Source organism: Antarcticibacterium arcticum (genome assembly GCF_007993795.1).
Taxonomy (GTDB): domain Bacteria; phylum Bacteroidota; class Bacteroidia; order Flavobacteriales; family Flavobacteriaceae; genus Gillisia; species Gillisia arctica.
On record NZ_CP042476.1, the window covers coordinates 2,509,514 to 2,525,482 of the forward strand.

Consider the following 15,969-nt stretch of genomic DNA (forward strand, 5'->3'; position numbering starts at 1 on the left):
AAAAAGCCACCCTTAACAGGTGGCTTTGATCACTCCTAATTGTAGGGAATTAGGAATCTTTATTCTTGTCTTTCTTATCTTTTTTATCGATCCAGTTACCTTCTGCATCAGCATAAAGTTTTTGCTCTTCCCCGTTTACATTAAGTTTTATCTTGTAAACTACTTTTCCATCTTTCTCCTTTACCCAGGCTTCCTGCGTTACAGCTCCAACAAAATCTCTGGTAATGGCCGCTGTTACAGTAGCCGGAAGTTCTGCAACCTCTATTTGTGAATAATCATCCTGCACAGTTACTTCTGTTGTAGAAACCTCGGTTGTAGTTGTTGTTTCAGAAACAACCTGTGCCTGAGTAGCTGTAAAGAACAATCCAATTGCTGCAAATGATAATACTAACTTTTTCATAATTATTAAATTTTTTAAATTACTATTCGTTTTGGTTGTTAGTTATAATGTAAGAATTGTACCAAAATCTTAATTAGGACCCTTTAACCCGGCAATCGCCTGTAACACAGTAAAACTCACGCTAAGCTAATTTTTCTATTAACAAAATATTATGTGGAAGTTTAATTTTTCATCAAATAACATGGGGATTGTTTCCACAATTAATAAGTGGCTACACAAATGTTGGATATTCTCTAAATTAATCTGTGGTTATTCGAGACCCGGCTTCTGTCTCCCTGCTTTTTTATCTGAGCGTTCTTTCTTCTCCCGAAGGCGTTTAAGTTTAGAGGCTTTAGAGGGTTTTGTTATTTTCCGCGGTTTGGAAATTTTTAATGCAGCGGTAATCACCTCTATAAGTCGATCTACTACCAGCTCCTTATTTTTATGCTGGCTTCGGGACTCACTGCTTTCCATGATAAGCACCCCTTCTGTAGTGAGACGGGAGGAAAGTTTTTTCAGCAACAATTCCTTTTCTCCTTCATTTAAGGCCGAAGATTCCGGAATATTATATTGCACTACCATCTTGGAAGCAGTTTTATTGACATGTTGACCGCCGGGGCCGGAACTCCGCACGGCCTTAAAGCTTAATTCCTGTTTCAGGATATCGGGTTGGGGCATGCTTTAATTTGTCTGATGGGTAGGTTTAAGAAGATCTACTACAGTTTTGACCGGATTAAAGGTACTCACAGGAACTTCAACAAATACGGTATTCCATTTTGCCATAGCGCCATTCCATAGGCCTGGCAGTTCCAAAGCCTTTAATGGCCGTCCGTCAAGAGTCTTTTCAGCAATAAAGCTCGCGCCGGGATCTACATAATGTGTAAGGTTAAAAGCTTCGCCTTTGTAATTTCTTAGTCCACAAACAATATCTACAGGATTGAAATGAGTTGCATTTTGAGCTATTTCTTTTTGCTGTTTATCCCTATCATCAATTTGGGCTCCTTCAATGATCTGCAAACTGCGGGTGTCATCCTCATGGTTTACCAGGAATGGTCCGCCTCCGGGTTCTCCTTCATTTTTTACCATTCCGCAAACTCTTATTGGCCTATTTAGCCTGTTTTGTAGTTGCTTAACCTTTTTTTCATTGGTAAGTGCTTCAAATCCGGGAGCGAAGGTGAAAAACAACTCTTCTTTTACGAATTTCTTTATTTCTGTAATTTCATGTACCAGGGGTTTTCTTTCCTCCAGTAGCATTAAATATGAAAAACATTTTTCCTGAAGCTGCAACAGTTTCCCGGCAAGCATTTTTTTATACTCCGCCATTTCTCCCACTTTGTGAGTTGTAACCACATTGTCAATATTTTTTATAAAGACGAGGTCTGCCACAAGGGAATTAAGATTTTCTATTAGAGCCCCATGCCCCCCCGGCCTGAAAAACAGTTTCCCATCTTCCGTGCGAAAAGGCTCATTATTGCTGTCTACCGCTATGGTATCGGTTTTTGGATCCTGGAAGGAAAAGGAGATCTCAAATTTTACCTGGTGCAGGGTTTCTACCCGTGATTTTATTCTATCAAATTCGGCCTGAAATTTTTCTTTATGCTCTTTAGATATGGTAAAATGAATTTTGGCTACCCCATTCACCTCCGCATAGCTGGCCGCCTCATTTAAATGTTCTTCAAAGGCTGTTGCTATATGATCATTGTAATTATGAAAAGGCACAAGCCCTTTAGGATAATTTCCCAGATCCAGGCCGGGAGAGAATAACATGGTTTGCAACAGAGAAAATTTTCTTGCCTCCGCATTCAAACTGTCAAAGCCGGGTTGGCATTCCCTGGCATAATGCAATGCCTGTTCATAAAAAGGTAATTTCTCAATTCCTTTAAAAAAGGTCGCCAGGTTTTTATTTTCCGTTCGGCTTAAATAGCCTGAAAGAGATTCTTCCCCGGGATCAAAATCGCTAAGGAAAGAATGAAGTGCCTTGAACATCCTTGTGGCAGCACCAGATGCTGGTACAAATTTCACTATGGACAAAGCATTTTTACGGTCCTCGTAATACCGGGATAAATCATGTCGCTTTTCGGCAGAAAACTGAAAAATTCCCTCACCTGTTGTAGCTGCAGCCTGAATATTCACCGGTAAATTCCCCCTCTGGAAGATCTCTACCTGCTCTTTGACCTTATTTTCTGTTATTCCGTGATTTTCAATTTGCGCAATATCTTCCTGATTGAATTTCAATTTTGCTGTTTTAAAAGTTCGTTAATTGCTAAAACGGCAGTTTCAAAACGTTGATCTTCATTCCCTTCCAAAATTATAAAAGGTCTTTTTGCAAGCTTTAGGGCGCTTTTAAATCGTTTGAACATGCCTTCCCTGTCATCGGGCTTGTCCCGAAGATCATCGGGAATCCAGGGCGTATCAATATTAGTTAAAAAGTAAATATCGTACCAGTTCTTTAACGCATGTTTATGAAGATCTGGATTGCAATACCCGTTATAATAAGCTTCTGAATATACCTTTAACTGAAGTAGGTCTGTATCGCAAAAAAGCACTTTATTGGCAGTTTTGGCCTGATTGTTTTCATTTTTCATTTGACCCCTGGCAATGACCATAAGGTCGTGCGGGTCACAGGTCCCCCGCTTTTCACCCCATTTTTTCTGAAGGTAATAACGCATATATTCCTCTACCCAAACAGTTTCAAAATGGGCAGCAAGCCTGGCGGCCAGGGTAGATTTTCCTGTAGATTCAGGTCCAAAGAGTACCACTTTCAGGCAGGCTGAAGGTTCCTGTTTAAGCTTTTCTTCCATGCGAAATAACCAAAGATGGCGATTATAGTGAATAAGAGGTATTGAAAACTGGTAAGGCTAAGACCTTTGTAAAAATATAATGGCACAGAGATGAGATCACCAATTATCCAGTATATCCAGTTCTCGATCTTTTTACAGGCCATGAGCCACATACCAACGAAAAAAATGGCGGTTGTAAAGGTATCCACATAAGCGGTCCAGTCTGTCCATTTATCAAATAGTGCATATACTATATAAACAAACAGAAGGGTACCCAAAAAAAGAAGGCTTGCATAAATATGTTCTTTTTTTGTCATTGTGGTTACAGGGGTAAAGTGAACTGCATCAACTTTGCGCGTCCATACATACCAGCCATAGATGCTCATTGAAAAATAATAGGCATTGATCATCATATCTCCCAGCAATCCCCATTGCCATAACAAGTACACAAAAATTAAGGTGCTTATAATTCCTGTGGGGTACACCAGGATATTTTCCTGTTTTGAATACCATACAGATAAGAACCCAAAAATTACCGCAATGATCTCTAAAACAATGAATAAAGTACGATATTCATAATATTGGGCAAAAAAGAAATCAAAAATCGGCTGCATAGTCGCTGCGATCAGATTTTACAATTTTCATATACATAAGGCCGCGGTCTATTGCTTCAAAAGCGGTCTTGATCTCCTTGTTGAGAACCTTCATTACTTCATCATAATCTCCATAGATCTGCGTACTTAGAGGATTCTCTAAAACCGTTAATCCTGAACTTCGCATTTGCTTAATGAAATTTATAATTGCAGGTTCATAGTTATCCTGAATGGGAGTAAGAGTAAGTTCAACCGAAATTTTCATGTGTAGATGTTTTTTATGCAGTTAGGCTATTAAAGCCTTCCAAATTTAGGCATTATATTACAAAACCGCTCCTTCTTCAAATGCAGTTCCTATTACTACAAGATCTGCTCCCGCTTCATAAGCTTTCTCTAATTGAATTCCCGTACGAATACCCCCACCCACAATCAATGGGATTGACAAGGCGCGTTTTACTGCTGAAATAACCTTAGAAGCAACCGGGACCGAGGCACCGCTACCAGCCTCCAGGTAAATAAGTTTTTTTCCTGAAAACTGTCCCGCAAGTGCGGTATCTGTAATTTTTTCTATATCATTTTGTGAGATAGGCCTGGTTTGGCTTACCCGTTCTACAGCGCATTCCCTGCCCCCATCAATTAAGATATAACCGGTAGGAATTATCTCGAGGCTCGATTGGCGTAACCGGGCCACAGATCTTACCTGCTGTTCAATGAGATACTCCGGATTTCGCCCGGAAATAAGGCTTAAAAAGAGGATTGCATCTGCTTCTTCTGTAATTTGGGAATGATCCCCGGGAAAGAGAATGACAGGAAGGGAACTAAATTTCTTTATAGTATTTACCGTGAATTGCGTATCCTCATTTTCAGCAGTACTGCCACCCACAAATATATGAGTGATATTTTTGGGTAAATTTCTGAAAAAATCTTCGGCCTCACCAGAATTGAATTTATCGGGATCAATAAGCACCGCCAGAAGTTTTTTCTCCTTTTCCGCAGCAGAAATAAGGTCTTTATAAATTGAAGTGGAAAGGATCATCCCGAAACTGCTTTTCCTGCCTCCCATGCATAAACACAGGTAAAGCCTTCAAATTCCAGAAATTCGAGTTCGTATAAGGATGGATGGCCGTTAAATAAAACCTTGCCCGTGGTTTTGGTGGCATCAAAATCGAAATCGGTAATATTTATATGCTGCAGGAAACTAAGGCCGGGCTCTGCCATAAGTTTATAAATGGCTTCCTTCCCGCCCCAAACTATGGTGAGTTTGCGTATTAGGGCTTCCTCATTGGCAAGGGTGTGATATTCTGAAAGGGGCGTAAATTTATGGGCAATGGTAAGGATCTTGTCCCGCTGTTTTTCAATATCTATTCCCACTTTGGCATCGCTCACAATAATACCCGTAAAATTGAAGGAATGGGTAATGGAGATCAATTTGCCATCAACCAGATGAGGTTTTCCCATTTCATCATAAAAGAGGTCCTTATCTACGTATCCTGCCTCTGCAAGTAGATGCCGGATGCTCATAAAACCCCTGCGATGAATTTCGCTCTTCATCCCCTTTACGCGCTGCTCACAATGTGGGGTGAGTTCTATACCTTCATTCAACCATTCATAAGATTCTTCCACCTTCCAAATGAAGACCTTAGTAGTAGGGTTTACTGTTATTGTTTTGTAAAGGGGCATAAGATTTTGTTAGATATTACGTATTTTTGCGACTGAAAAATTGCTATAAATCAAATATAATAATATGTCGACGAAAACAGTGCCTTACACCGCTTATAAAGTTAAAGATATTTCCCTTGCCGATTGGGGAAGAAAAGAAATAGAATTGGCAGAGGCAGAGATGCCGGGTCTAATGGCGTTACGGGAAGAATTTGGAAGCGAGCAGCCCTTGAAAGGTGCCCGTATTGCAGGTTGTTTACATATGACCATACAAACCGCTGTTCTAATAGAAACTTTAACCGCATTAGGTGCAGAAGTTACCTGGAGTTCCTGTAATATATTCTCTACCCAGGACCAGGCTGCAGCTGCAATTGCGGCTGCGGGGATCCCGGTTTATGCCTGGAAAGGAATGAACGAGGAAGAATTTAACTGGTGTATTGAGCAAACCCTGTTTTTTGGAGAAGACAGAAAGCCTTTGAACATGATCCTTGATGATGGTGGAGATCTTACCAATATGGTGCTGGATGAATATCCTGAACTTGCCGAAGGAATTAGAGGTCTTTCTGAGGAAACCACCACCGGAGTACACCGTTTATATGAGCGCATGAAGAATGGAACATTACCAATGCCCGCCATTAACGTGAATGACTCAGTAACAAAATCTAAATTTGACAATAAATACGGATGTCGTGAGAGCGCTGTAGATGCAATTCGTCGTGCCACAGATGTGATGCTTGCCGGAAGACGCGTTGTGGTTTGTGGATATGGAGACGTTGGAAAAGGTACTGCAGCTTCTTTTAGAGGTGCAGGTTCAATAGTTACCGTTACCGAAATTGATCCTATTTGCGCCCTTCAGGCTGCTATGGATGGATTTGAGGTTAAAAAACTGGAAACAGTTCTTGATAAAGCAGATATTGTAATTACCACTACCGGAAATAAAGACATCGTACGAGGGGAACACTTCGAAGCGATGAAAGATAAAACGATAGTTTGTAACATTGGCCATTTTGATAATGAGATAGATGTGGCCTGGCTTAACAAAAACCACGGCAATACAAAAAACACCATTAAACCTCAGGTGGATAAGTACACCATTAAAGGGAAAGATATAATTCTTCTTGCTGAAGGAAGATTGGTAAACCTTGGTTGTGCTACCGGACATCCTAGTTTTGTAATGAGTAATTCCTTTACAAACCAAACCCTGGCGCAAATTGAACTATGGAAAAATGCAGGAAAATATGAAAATGAAGTTTATATGCTGCCAAAACATCTTGATGAAAAAGTTGCGAAACTGCACCTTGAGAAAATAGGAGTAGAGCTTACAGAGCTTTCAAAAGACCAGGCAGATTATATAGGAGTTACCGTAGAAGGCCCTTTTAAACCTGAATATTACAGATACTAGACCTGGAACGAAAAGTTTCCAAAATATGTTTAATATTCAAGATCCTCTTTGGAAACCAAAGAGGATCTTTTTTTATGTGATAAACTAAGTTTCGGTTTCTATTTTTTCAGGATGGGTTCATAAACCACATTATAAGAAATGAAACAATTATAAGTACCAGCGCGGCAAGAAAAATGAACATCCATTTGGAGAGTTTTGGATCCTTGCGCCTTTCAGCTCTGCCTTTTTTAATCTCTCCCAGGAATCCATTATCTTTCAATATTTGTTTAGTGCGGTCAATTTCCTTTTCCGGTACCTGAATTCGCATTCCCATATTACCTGTAGCGCCAATACCTGCTGAAGCAGCGGTGGCCTCACCCAGCAAATTATAATCAATGTTATGCTCTTCTAAAAGGTGTTTAATAATGGAGATCTCTGCTTGATCATCACCGCTATAAATAGTAATATATTCCATCTTTCAGGTAATTAGAAACATTAAGATACAAAAAAACCCTTTTTGATCTCTCAAAAAGGGTTTTTAAATACAATACAAGATCAATTATGCATCAAACGGTTCAATAGAAACGTATGATTTATTATCTTTCTTTTTTGTGAATTTCACAAGACCGTCAACTTTTGCATGCAAAGTATGATCTTTTCCTCCATACACATTCTCGCCTGGATTGTGTGTATAGCCTCTTTGTCTAACGATGATATTTCCTGCGATGGCAGCTTGTCCTCCAAAGATCTTAACGCCTAAACGTTTCGATTCAGATTCCCTACCGTTCTTGGAACTACCAACTCCTTTTTTGTGAGCCATGGCTTAAAGTTTTTCTAATTAAAAATTCTTATTTGTTCTTTAGCAATTCTTTTGCCTGTTTTACCCACTCGTCAGATTCGATCTTGTCACGGGTAATTCCTTCAAGAGCAGAAAGTTCTTCTCTGTCGGCAGCTTTTAATTTGCTAATTTGCTCATAGGTATAAATACCTATGTCATTTAATTTCTGTTCGTAAGATGGTCCAATTCCGTTGATCTTTTTAAGATCATCAGCCTCAGCTTTTGTTGCAGTGCCTACACTAGACAAAAGTTTCTCAACATTGATCTCAATGTTTTTTTCTTCTGCTCTTTTTTCAGCACGTGAAATTAAGTTCTCACTTACTTCACTCTCCTTTTTTGCAGGAGCCGGAGCAGCTGCAGTTTTGGTATCAGCTTTTTCTTCTTTTTTAGCAGAAGTGGCTTTTTTACCACCAGGTAAAGTAATACCGGTAATAGAAATTTCAGTAAGGGATTGACGGTGACCATTTCTCACACGGTATCCTTTTCTTCTTTTCTTTTTAAAGACAATAACTTTGTCTCCCTTAACGTGTCTGGTGATGGTTGCATCTACCAAAGCTCCGTCTATAGCTGGGGCGCCTAAAGTAATATTGTCACCATCACCTGAAAGAAGAACTTTGTCAAAGGAAATTTTATCTCCTTCTTCTCCTGCCAAACGATTAACGTATACTTTTTGGTCTTTTGCAACCTTAAATTGCTGCCCTGCTATCTCTACAATTGCGTACATAGCGTATAATTAATTGATTATATTAAAGAAAAACCCGCCTTCTTTTTTTCAAAGGCGGGTGCAAATATACTTCTAATTAATTAATTGACAAAGTGTTTATAAACTTTTACAGTTCGTGTTCTTTCCCTTCTTTTGTGTTCCAGGAATCTTTTAATAATTGCATAAAAGCAAGGGTTAGCACAACAGAGGTTGCAAAACCCATTAAGGCTACTGTAAATATTACCATTCCTATATTAACGTACCAATCACTATCCCACATAGAAAGCAGTCTATCAATAAAGTCGGGCTGTATCTCTGTAGCGTAAAAAGCAAAAAATATGGTGAAAATAATAGTAGCCAGAAACCCGGTTACCAATCCTGTCCTGAATCCTTTTTGGTATTTAAATTTGGAACCCCTTTGATTGCGGTAATACTTTATAGCTGCAAACATACCGACTCCCACGATCACCGGATTAAATAAACTGAACAATGGATTTGTATGGGCCCCAAAGATTGATGTTATCAAAAAATACACTATCAATCCAATGGCTATAACAATCCCGAACTTTATGGGAATCTTTAGGTTTTTCATATCAATACTCTTTGTTTTTATACAAATTTCTAAAAAATTTACAGGAATTGACTTAACAGCCTGTTAATTTAACTCTTTAAAAATACAAACTGCTAAGTAAATAAGAGAAGTTCGAAATTATTATGTAACATCTTTCAACCTTTTCATACTAATTGGGTACATTAATAAAAACTTAAACTATAATGATCAATAAATTTAAATTATCTGCCTGTGCGCTGTTTCTGGGAATGGCCGGAATCGCACAAGAAGTTGAATTTACCGAATACGATCTTGATAACGGCTTACACGTTATTTTGCATCAGGATAATACCGCTCCGGTAGTAACCGTGGGGGTAATGTATCACGTAGGAGCCAAAGATGAACAGGAAGGACGTTCAGGATTTGCCCATTTCTTTGAACACCTTCTTTTTGAAGGCACTGAAAATATTGAAAGGGGTAAATGGTTTGACGTAGTGGCCGCCAATGGTGGTAGCAACAACGCAAACACCACTCAGGACCGTACTTATTATTATGAAACTTTCCCATCTAACAACCTGGAACTGGGACTTTGGATGGAATCTGAAAGAATGTTACATCCGGTTATTAACCAAATTGGAGTGGACACCCAAAATGAGGTGGTACAAGAGGAAAAGCGTTCCCGAATTGACAATGCTCCCTACGGAAAGATCATCTATGCTACCGGGATCAATCAATATGTTTTCAACAAACATCCTTATAAAAATTCAGTAATAGGCACCATGGAAGATCTGGATTCGGCTGAATTACCAGAATTCATAGCTTTCTTTGAAAAATATTATGGCCCAAATAATGCAACTCTTGTTGTTGCAGGAGACATAGATGTTAAGACCACCAAAGACCTTATTAAAAAATATTTCGGTGAAATTGAAAAAAGAGCCGAAGTTGAAAGGGTGAATATTAAAGAAGAACCTATCACCGAAACTATTAAGGCTACAGAGTATGACAGCAATATACAGGTTCCTGCAAAGATATTTGTTTACCGAACTCCTTCAATGAAGGAAAAAGATGCCTATATCCTTGATATGATCTCTTCTATTCTTACAGATGGAAGAAGCTCAAGAATGTATCGCAAAATGGTAGATGAAGAAAAGATCGCTTTACAGGTACTTGCTTTCCCAAGATCTCAGGAAGATTATGGAACATATGTTATGGGAGCGCTGGCATTAGGCGACACGCCGCTTGAAACCCTTGCCACTTCTATAGATGAAGAGATCAAAAAGTTGCAGACGGAACTTATATCTGAAAAAGAATATCAAAAACTTCAGAATAAGTTTGAGAACAGATTTGTAAATTCCAATAGCAGCATTCAGGGTATCGCTTCTTCCCTGGCTACTTATAACATGCTTTATGGAAATACAGATCTTATAAACAAGGAAATTGAGATATACCAGGCCATTACCCGTGAGGATATCCAGAGAGTGGCAAAGGAGTATTTGAACAAGAACCAACGTTTGGAACTGGATTACCTGCCTGAGAGCGCCAAAGAATAATCAAAAAACATAGAGAAATGAAAATCAATATACTTTCAATATTTTTAGTTTGCCTTATGACTACCACAGCAATTGCTCAGGTAGACAGATCCAAACAACCACAACCGGGGCCGGCCCCAACCATTAATTTGGGAGAGCCTGAATCTTTTACCCTTAAAAATGGCCTAAAAGTGATGGTGGTAGAAAACCATAAATTACCACAGGTAACTGCAAGCCTCATAATAGATAACAAACCTCATTCCCTGGGCGATAAACCGGCAACTTCAAGCATGGTAGCTTCTTTACTGGGTACAGGAACTCAAAAGATGTCTAAGGAAGATTACAATGAAGAAATTGACTTCCTTGGAGCAAGTATAGGTTTTGGGTCTCAAAATGCCTCTGCAAGTTCTTTATCCAAATTCTTTCCAAGGGTATTGGAATTAATGGCGGAAGGAGCACTTAATCCAAAATTCACCCAAAAGGAATTTGATGCTGAAAAAACCAAATTGATCGAAGGTTTAAAAGCAAATGAAAAAAATGTAGGTGCTATCGCAAGCCGTGTGAGTTCCGCTTTGGCCTATGGAAACAACCACCCTTTCGGGGAATTCGCAACTGCCGAAAATGCTGAGGCAGTAACGCTCCAGGATGTTCAGAACTATTACAAGAGCTATTTTGTACCTAAAAATGCATACCTGGTTGTGGTAGGAGATGTGAAAACTTCAGAAGTTAAAAAGCTGGTCGAGAAACAATTTGGAAACTGGAAAGGTGCAACCCCACCGGAGCAAAACCTTCCAAAAGTATCTAATGTAAGTGCTACCGAGATCAATTTTATTGATATGCCCAATGCCGTTCAAAGCGAAATAAGGGTTCAAAATACTATTGACCTTAAAATGGGAGATCCAGATTATTTCCCTGTTTTGGTTGCAAACCAGATCCTGGGTGGAAGTTTTGGAAGCTACCTTAACATGAATCTTCGGGAGGCCAGAGGTTACACCTATGGCGCAGGAAGCTCAACAGGTGCAAATAAATATGCGTCCCGTTTTATGGCTTCAACAAGCGTTAGAAATGCGGTGACTGATAGTGCCGTTGAAGAGATCATGAAAGAAATAAGAAGAATTAAAACAGAACCTGTAGATGCAGAATTGCTTGAAAATTCAAAAGCTAAATTTGCCGGTGACTTTGTTTTAAGACTTGAAAGGCCTTCAACTATTGCAAGTTATGCCCTTAACATAAAGACGAACGATCTTCCAAAGGATTTCTACCAGACGTTCCTAAAAAAGATAAATGCAGTTACCGCTGCAGATGTTCAGAGAGTAGCCAATAAGTATTTTCAAACAGATAATATGAGAATTGTTATCGCCGGAAAAGGATCTGAGGTTCTTGAAAATCTTGAAAAAGTTACACTTAACAATAAAAAGGTTCCTGTAAAATATTTTAATACTTACGGAGTAGCAACAGACAAGCCGGACTATAATAAAGCGGTAGACCCTACAGTAACTGTTGAAAGTGTACTTAATAAATATATTGAGGCAATTGGCGGTAAAGCCGCGGTAGAAAAGGTGAACAGTGTATTTATGACTGCACAGGCAGAGATCCAGGGACAAAAACTGAATCTTGAGGTTAAAACCACCAGTGATGGGAAATCTTCACAGTTAGTTTCAATGAACGGCAATGTTGTGAGTAAAACTGTTTTTGATGGAGAAACAGGATTTTCTGTAATGCAGGGTCAAAAAATAACTTTACAGGATGAGCAGCTGGTAGCTTTAAAAGCCGAGGCAAATCCTTTTCCGGAACTTAATGCCAAAGATGCAAAACTAATGGGCATGGAAGCTATAGAGGGTAAAGACGCCTATGCGGTTTCGATGAGCGAGGATACTACAGTATATTATGATGTGGCAACCGGATTAAAAGTTCAATCTGTAAAAACTGTAACTCAGGGGCCACAAACCATGAGTATACCAACTGGATACAGCAATTATCAGGAAGCAAAAGGGGTTAAATTCCCTTATACCATTACCCAGTCATTTGGGCCACAAACTATAGAGTTTGAGGTGAGTACTATTCAAATAAATGAAGGTGTAAGCGCCGAAGATTTTAAGCAATAGTTTTTTGTTAATGGTAAAAACCGGCTTTAAAAGGCCGGTTTTTTTATGCTCAATTTTTTAAATCCGCGACATTAAACCGGTTCTTTCTTCACTTTAGAAGATAACTTTTTATTGCGGTTAACAATAAAAACCCCCAGCAGGATTACCAGGGTAGCAATTAATTGCTGCCAGGTGAAAACCTCTCCATCCAAAATACCCCACGCCAATCCAACCACCGGAATGGTATAAGTAACAGAAGAAGAAAAAACAGGATCTGAAATCTGTATAAGCTTGTTAAAAATAATAAGGGCAATGCCGGTACCTACCACCCCAAGAATTAATACATAAATTAAAGAAAGGGAAACTTCAGGATTGGCAGCAATACTATCCATAGAAAATCCGCTGAAATATAATATAAGCAAAGCCGGAATGAGCAGTACCAAAAAATTTCCCGCTGCTATTCCCAATGCTGAAATATCATGCATATATCTTTTTATGATATTCACATTTACCGCATAGCAAAATGCTGCCAGCACCACCAGGCCTGAATAAAAATAATTCTGGTCCGGGTTTACCTTAGCCCCGGCGAAGATTAGAGCCAGGGCTCCAATTAAACCCAGGGCAACTCCTATAAGTTTGTTTTGCGTAAAAACTATCTTGAAAAAAATAACTCCAAAGATGAGGGTCATTAATGGTGTAGTGGCATTTAATATTGAGGCAATGGCGCTGTCTATTTCAGTTTCAGCATACGCAAATAAATAGACCGGAAAAAAAGAGCCGAGAAATCCTGAGATAACAATAAGCTTCCATTGTTGCCGTGTAAGCTTCAGCATACTTTTAAAACCAACAATAATCAAAAAAACTGCTGCGAATATTATCCTGAATGAGCCAAGTTGCAATGCATCAAGACCTATCAGGCCTTTTTTAATAAGGATAAAAGAACTTCCCCAAACAATAGATAAGAGAATAAGGTATATCCATTTTAGATTTTTAATTGGCATAACAGAAGATAGGGGATAAAGTGTATTAATAAAAAAGCAGAAACTGAGAAATTCCGGGGATTTAATCTACCCATTCAAGGGTCTCCATAAGATGTTTAATATCGGTTTTAAGATAGGCGGCGGCAGGCATTATTGAATCGTAATTGGGCTTCTGGTTGAAGTACAGGGAGCCTGTGATAAAATGCCGGATACTGTCTGTAATATAAAACTGGGCCTGTGATGCTGCATTCCCTTCCACTTCATAAAACATTCCGTAGGTTTTATTTTCGGGATTGGTATAGACATCCCCTTCTATAAAATCGGCTTTAATGGTATGCTGCAACGGCATACGCTGGGCATCTCTAAGGAGAGAGTCCAGATTATTGTTTACTTTTTGATAGGTTATAAAGATGGTGGCATCAAGAAGCCGGTAATTAAGATTGATCCAGCAGGGAACATTTCCTTTGGCAGGAATTACTTCAGCAATTCGATTCCTTTCAAAACTGTAAGAACAATCGGCACTGTAAACAGCATATTCGGCCACGGGATATTCAAGGGCAAGGAACGCCTTTGGTTTGGGGCGGGGGTCATTCTTACATGAAGATATCATTATAACCAGGGCAAAAAGGAAGCATACCTTATTCATATAAATTGTTTTAACCGAAAAAGAGACGTAAACCTTTCCGGCTTATACGGGCTCTATGCTAAGCTTGATCTGTTTGATACGTTTATCATCTATAACTTCAATAGTAAACATATAATTTAGAAAAGTAATGATCTCGTTCTTCTTGGGGAAACCGCCGGATATTTCAAGCAAAAAGCCAGCAAGAGTTTCAGATTCCCCACGATTTTCTTCAAATGCCGTTGGATCTTCCAACTTAATGATCTTATAAAAATCCTTTAGCGGGGTTTTACCTTCAAACACAAAGTTGCTGTCATCCAGCTTGGAGAAAATAAGATCTTCATCATCAAATTCATCACTAATATCTCCCACTATTTCCTCAATGATATCTTCAAGGGAAATTAAACCACTGGTTCCGCCATATTCATCTACAACAATTGCCAGGTGGATCTTCTTGGTTTTAAACTCGTTTAAAAGGTCATCCAGCTTTTTGTTCTCTGGAATAAAATACGGGTCGCGCACCAGGCTTATCCAGTCAAACCTTTTTTTATCGAGGTAAGGCAAGAGGTCTTTTACATATAGGATTCCCAGGACCTGGTCAATATTTTCTTTGTAAACAGGGATTCGTGAATACCCGTTTTCTATGATCTGCGGAATGATCTCCTCAAAAGTCTCATCCTGGGCAAGGGCAAAAATATCCATTCTTGGCCGCATAACCTGCTTGGTATCTGTATTCCCGAAAGACACAATACCCTTAAGTATCTTTTGCTCTTCCTTGGTGGTATCCTCTTCGCGGGTTAATTCAAGGGCCTGGGAAAGCTGGTCTATACTTATATAACTTCTTTGCTTGCCAAGTCTTTCATGAATAAAAAGGGTAACCGCCCTCATTGGAACGCTCAAGGGTGAAAAGAGAGTGTCCAGAATATTCATGGGGTGGGCCATAAAATTGGAGAATTTCACATTGTTCCTGCTGGCATAAACCTTTGGAAGGATCTCGCCAAAAAGTAAAATAAGGAATGTAATCACCCCTACCTCAACAATGAATTTGAAATCAATACCAAAGAACGTGGTGTTCATCCTTCCAAAGTATTCATCGGTAAGCACATCAAAAAGAAGTACTATGGCAATGTTTATAGAATTGTTGGCCACAAGTATGGTTGCAAGCAGCTTTTTAGGCTTTTCAAGAAGACGAACCACAATTTTTTGGGCGTTGCTCCTTTTGCCGGTTTCAGTCATAAAACTGGCTGGGGTAAGGGAAAAGAAAGCTACCTCTGCACCCGAAATTAGGGCAGAACAAATAAGCAGAACAAACAACATAACAATGCTGAAGATCTGTGAATAATCAAACGATAAAAAAAGTGAAATTAAACTGGGAGGATCCGGATCCAATAGCTTTTATATTAGTTAGACTTAAAAGGGCAAATCATCTTCATCTTCCTGCCCCATGGATTGACTTGCAAAAGTATCATTTTTTGGATTGTGATCTGCTTTTGGCTGGCTGGTATTTTGGCTCACCCCACCACTACTGTCTTTGGGGGTTAAAAAGGTGAAATCTGTACACTGTATTTCTACCGAATAGCGTTCTACCCCTTTATCATCTGTCCATTTGCGGTTTTTAAGACGTCCTTCGATATATACTTTATCACCTTTTTTAAGGTATTTCTCGCAAATTTCAGCCGCCTTATTTCTTACCACTATATTATGCCACTCGGTATTTTCTACCCGTTGGCCGGTGGTTTTATTGGTATAAACATCATTGGTAGCTAAAGGAAACCTTCCTATTGCGCCACCCCCTTCAAAATAATGCATTTTAACGTCATCGCCTGTATGCCCTATAAGCATTACCTTGTTAAGTGAACCTGTCATAACCC

General features: G+C 39.2%; 19 protein-coding genes. 3 read left to right on the top strand and 16 right to left on the bottom strand.

Annotation, left to right across the window (positions count from 1 at the left end):
- Window positions 1–49: 49 nt before the first annotated feature.
- The 8 genes from FK178_RS11285 to FK178_RS11320 all read right to left on the bottom strand — a co-directional run bounded on the left by FK178_RS11285 (window position 50) and on the right by FK178_RS11320 (window position 5,432).
- Window positions 50–400, bottom strand: a complete 351-nt coding sequence (locus FK178_RS11285) for a hypothetical protein (RefSeq protein ID WP_146835031.1) — start codon at window positions 398–400, stop codon at window positions 50–52.
- A gap of 249 nt (window positions 401–649) precedes the next feature.
- Window positions 650–1,057 (bottom strand): alternative ribosome rescue aminoacyl-tRNA hydrolase ArfB, encoded by a 408-nt coding sequence (gene arfB / locus FK178_RS11290; RefSeq protein WP_146835034.1) that lies wholly within the window; start codon window positions 1,055–1,057, stop codon window positions 650–652.
- A 3-nt stretch (window positions 1,058–1,060) separates the two neighbouring features.
- Window positions 1,061–2,614, bottom strand: a complete 1,554-nt coding sequence (locus tag FK178_RS11295; protein WP_146835037.1) for a DUF4301 family protein — start codon at window positions 2,612–2,614, stop codon at window positions 1,061–1,063.
- Window positions 2,611–3,180, bottom strand: coding sequence for an AAA family ATPase (locus FK178_RS11300; RefSeq protein ID WP_146835040.1), 570 nt, complete (start codon window positions 3,178–3,180; stop codon window positions 2,611–2,613). Before FK178_RS11300 ends, FK178_RS11295 begins: the two co-directional genes overlap by 4 nt.
- Complete coding sequence (gene pnuC, locus FK178_RS11305) at window positions 3,141–3,773, bottom strand: nicotinamide riboside transporter PnuC (protein ID WP_146835041.1); 633 nt, start codon at window positions 3,771–3,773, stop codon at window positions 3,141–3,143. The genes FK178_RS11300 and pnuC overlap by 40 nt, the downstream gene beginning before the upstream one ends.
- Window positions 3,757–4,017 (bottom strand): thiamine-binding protein, encoded by a 261-nt coding sequence (locus FK178_RS11310; RefSeq protein WP_146835044.1) that lies wholly within the window; start codon window positions 4,015–4,017, stop codon window positions 3,757–3,759. The genes pnuC and FK178_RS11310 overlap by 17 nt, the downstream gene beginning before the upstream one ends.
- Before the next feature lie 57 nt (window positions 4,018–4,074).
- Window positions 4,075–4,788 carry a geranylgeranylglyceryl/heptaprenylglyceryl phosphate synthase gene (locus FK178_RS11315; protein WP_146835047.1) on the bottom strand — a complete coding sequence of 238 codons (714 nt, stop codon included), beginning with the start codon at window positions 4,786–4,788 and terminating at the stop codon, window positions 4,075–4,077.
- Complete coding sequence (locus FK178_RS11320; protein ID WP_146835050.1) at window positions 4,785–5,432, bottom strand: 4'-phosphopantetheinyl transferase family protein; 648 nt, start codon at window positions 5,430–5,432, stop codon at window positions 4,785–4,787. Before FK178_RS11320 ends, FK178_RS11315 begins: the two co-directional genes overlap by 4 nt.
- Window positions 5,433–5,496: 64 nt before the next feature.
- Between FK178_RS11320 and ahcY the strand changes: the two genes are divergently transcribed.
- Window positions 5,497–6,813: an adenosylhomocysteinase gene (gene ahcY / locus FK178_RS11325; RefSeq protein ID WP_146835054.1), complete on the top strand. Its 1,317-nt coding sequence runs from the start codon at window positions 5,497–5,499 to the stop codon at window positions 6,811–6,813.
- A gap of 106 nt (window positions 6,814–6,919) precedes the next feature.
- On the opposite strand, the gene FK178_RS11330 is transcribed toward ahcY, so the two are convergent.
- The 4 genes from FK178_RS11330 to FK178_RS11345 form a co-directional block, all read right to left on the bottom strand.
- Window positions 6,920–7,267, bottom strand: coding sequence for a putative signal transducing protein (locus tag FK178_RS11330; protein ID WP_146835057.1), 348 nt, complete (start codon window positions 7,265–7,267; stop codon window positions 6,920–6,922).
- 84 nt (window positions 7,268–7,351) lie between these two features.
- On the bottom strand, window positions 7,352–7,612 hold the full coding sequence (gene rpmA / locus FK178_RS11335; protein WP_146835060.1) for a 50S ribosomal protein L27: 261 nt from the start codon (window positions 7,610–7,612) through the stop codon (window positions 7,352–7,354).
- Window positions 7,613–7,640: 28 nt separating this feature from the next.
- Window positions 7,641–8,354: a 50S ribosomal protein L21 gene (rplU, locus tag FK178_RS11340; protein ID WP_146835063.1), complete on the bottom strand. Its 714-nt coding sequence runs from the start codon at window positions 8,352–8,354 to the stop codon at window positions 7,641–7,643.
- Window positions 8,355–8,460: 106 nt separating this feature from the next.
- The gene (locus FK178_RS11345) at window positions 8,461–8,925 is read right to left on the bottom strand and encodes a DUF4199 domain-containing protein (protein WP_146835066.1); all 465 of its coding nucleotides are present in this window, start codon (window positions 8,923–8,925) and stop codon (window positions 8,461–8,463) included.
- A gap of 182 nt (window positions 8,926–9,107) precedes the next feature.
- On the opposite strand from FK178_RS11345, the gene FK178_RS11350 reads away from it, so the two are divergent.
- Both FK178_RS11350 and FK178_RS11355 read left to right on the top strand, forming a co-directional pair.
- Window positions 9,108–10,433, top strand: coding sequence for a M16 family metallopeptidase (locus FK178_RS11350; RefSeq protein ID WP_168194589.1), 1,326 nt, complete (start codon window positions 9,108–9,110; stop codon window positions 10,431–10,433).
- 17 nt (window positions 10,434–10,450) lie between these two features.
- Window positions 10,451–12,517, top strand: a complete 2,067-nt coding sequence (locus tag FK178_RS11355; protein WP_146835069.1) for a M16 family metallopeptidase — start codon at window positions 10,451–10,453, stop codon at window positions 12,515–12,517.
- 71 nt (window positions 12,518–12,588) lie between these two features.
- Here the strand turns inward: FK178_RS11355 and FK178_RS11360 are convergent, their stop codons facing one another.
- From FK178_RS11360 to FK178_RS11375, 4 genes are all read right to left on the bottom strand, one after another.
- The gene (locus FK178_RS11360) at window positions 12,589–13,497 is read right to left on the bottom strand and encodes a DMT family transporter (RefSeq protein ID WP_146835072.1); all 909 of its coding nucleotides are present in this window, start codon (window positions 13,495–13,497) and stop codon (window positions 12,589–12,591) included.
- 61 nt (window positions 13,498–13,558) lie between these two features.
- Window positions 13,559–14,122 carry a gliding motility lipoprotein GldD gene (gene gldD / locus FK178_RS11365; RefSeq protein WP_146835075.1) on the bottom strand — a complete coding sequence of 188 codons (564 nt, stop codon included), beginning with the start codon at window positions 14,120–14,122 and terminating at the stop codon, window positions 13,559–13,561.
- A gap of 42 nt (window positions 14,123–14,164) precedes the next feature.
- The gene (locus FK178_RS11370; RefSeq protein ID WP_146835078.1) at window positions 14,165–15,487 is read right to left on the bottom strand and encodes a gliding motility-associated protein GldE; all 1,323 of its coding nucleotides are present in this window, start codon (window positions 15,485–15,487) and stop codon (window positions 14,165–14,167) included.
- Between the two features lie 21 nt (window positions 15,488–15,508).
- Window positions 15,509–15,964: a single-stranded DNA-binding protein gene (locus FK178_RS11375; RefSeq protein ID WP_146835081.1), complete on the bottom strand. Its 456-nt coding sequence runs from the start codon at window positions 15,962–15,964 to the stop codon at window positions 15,509–15,511.
- Window positions 15,965–15,969 lie beyond the last annotated feature (5 nt).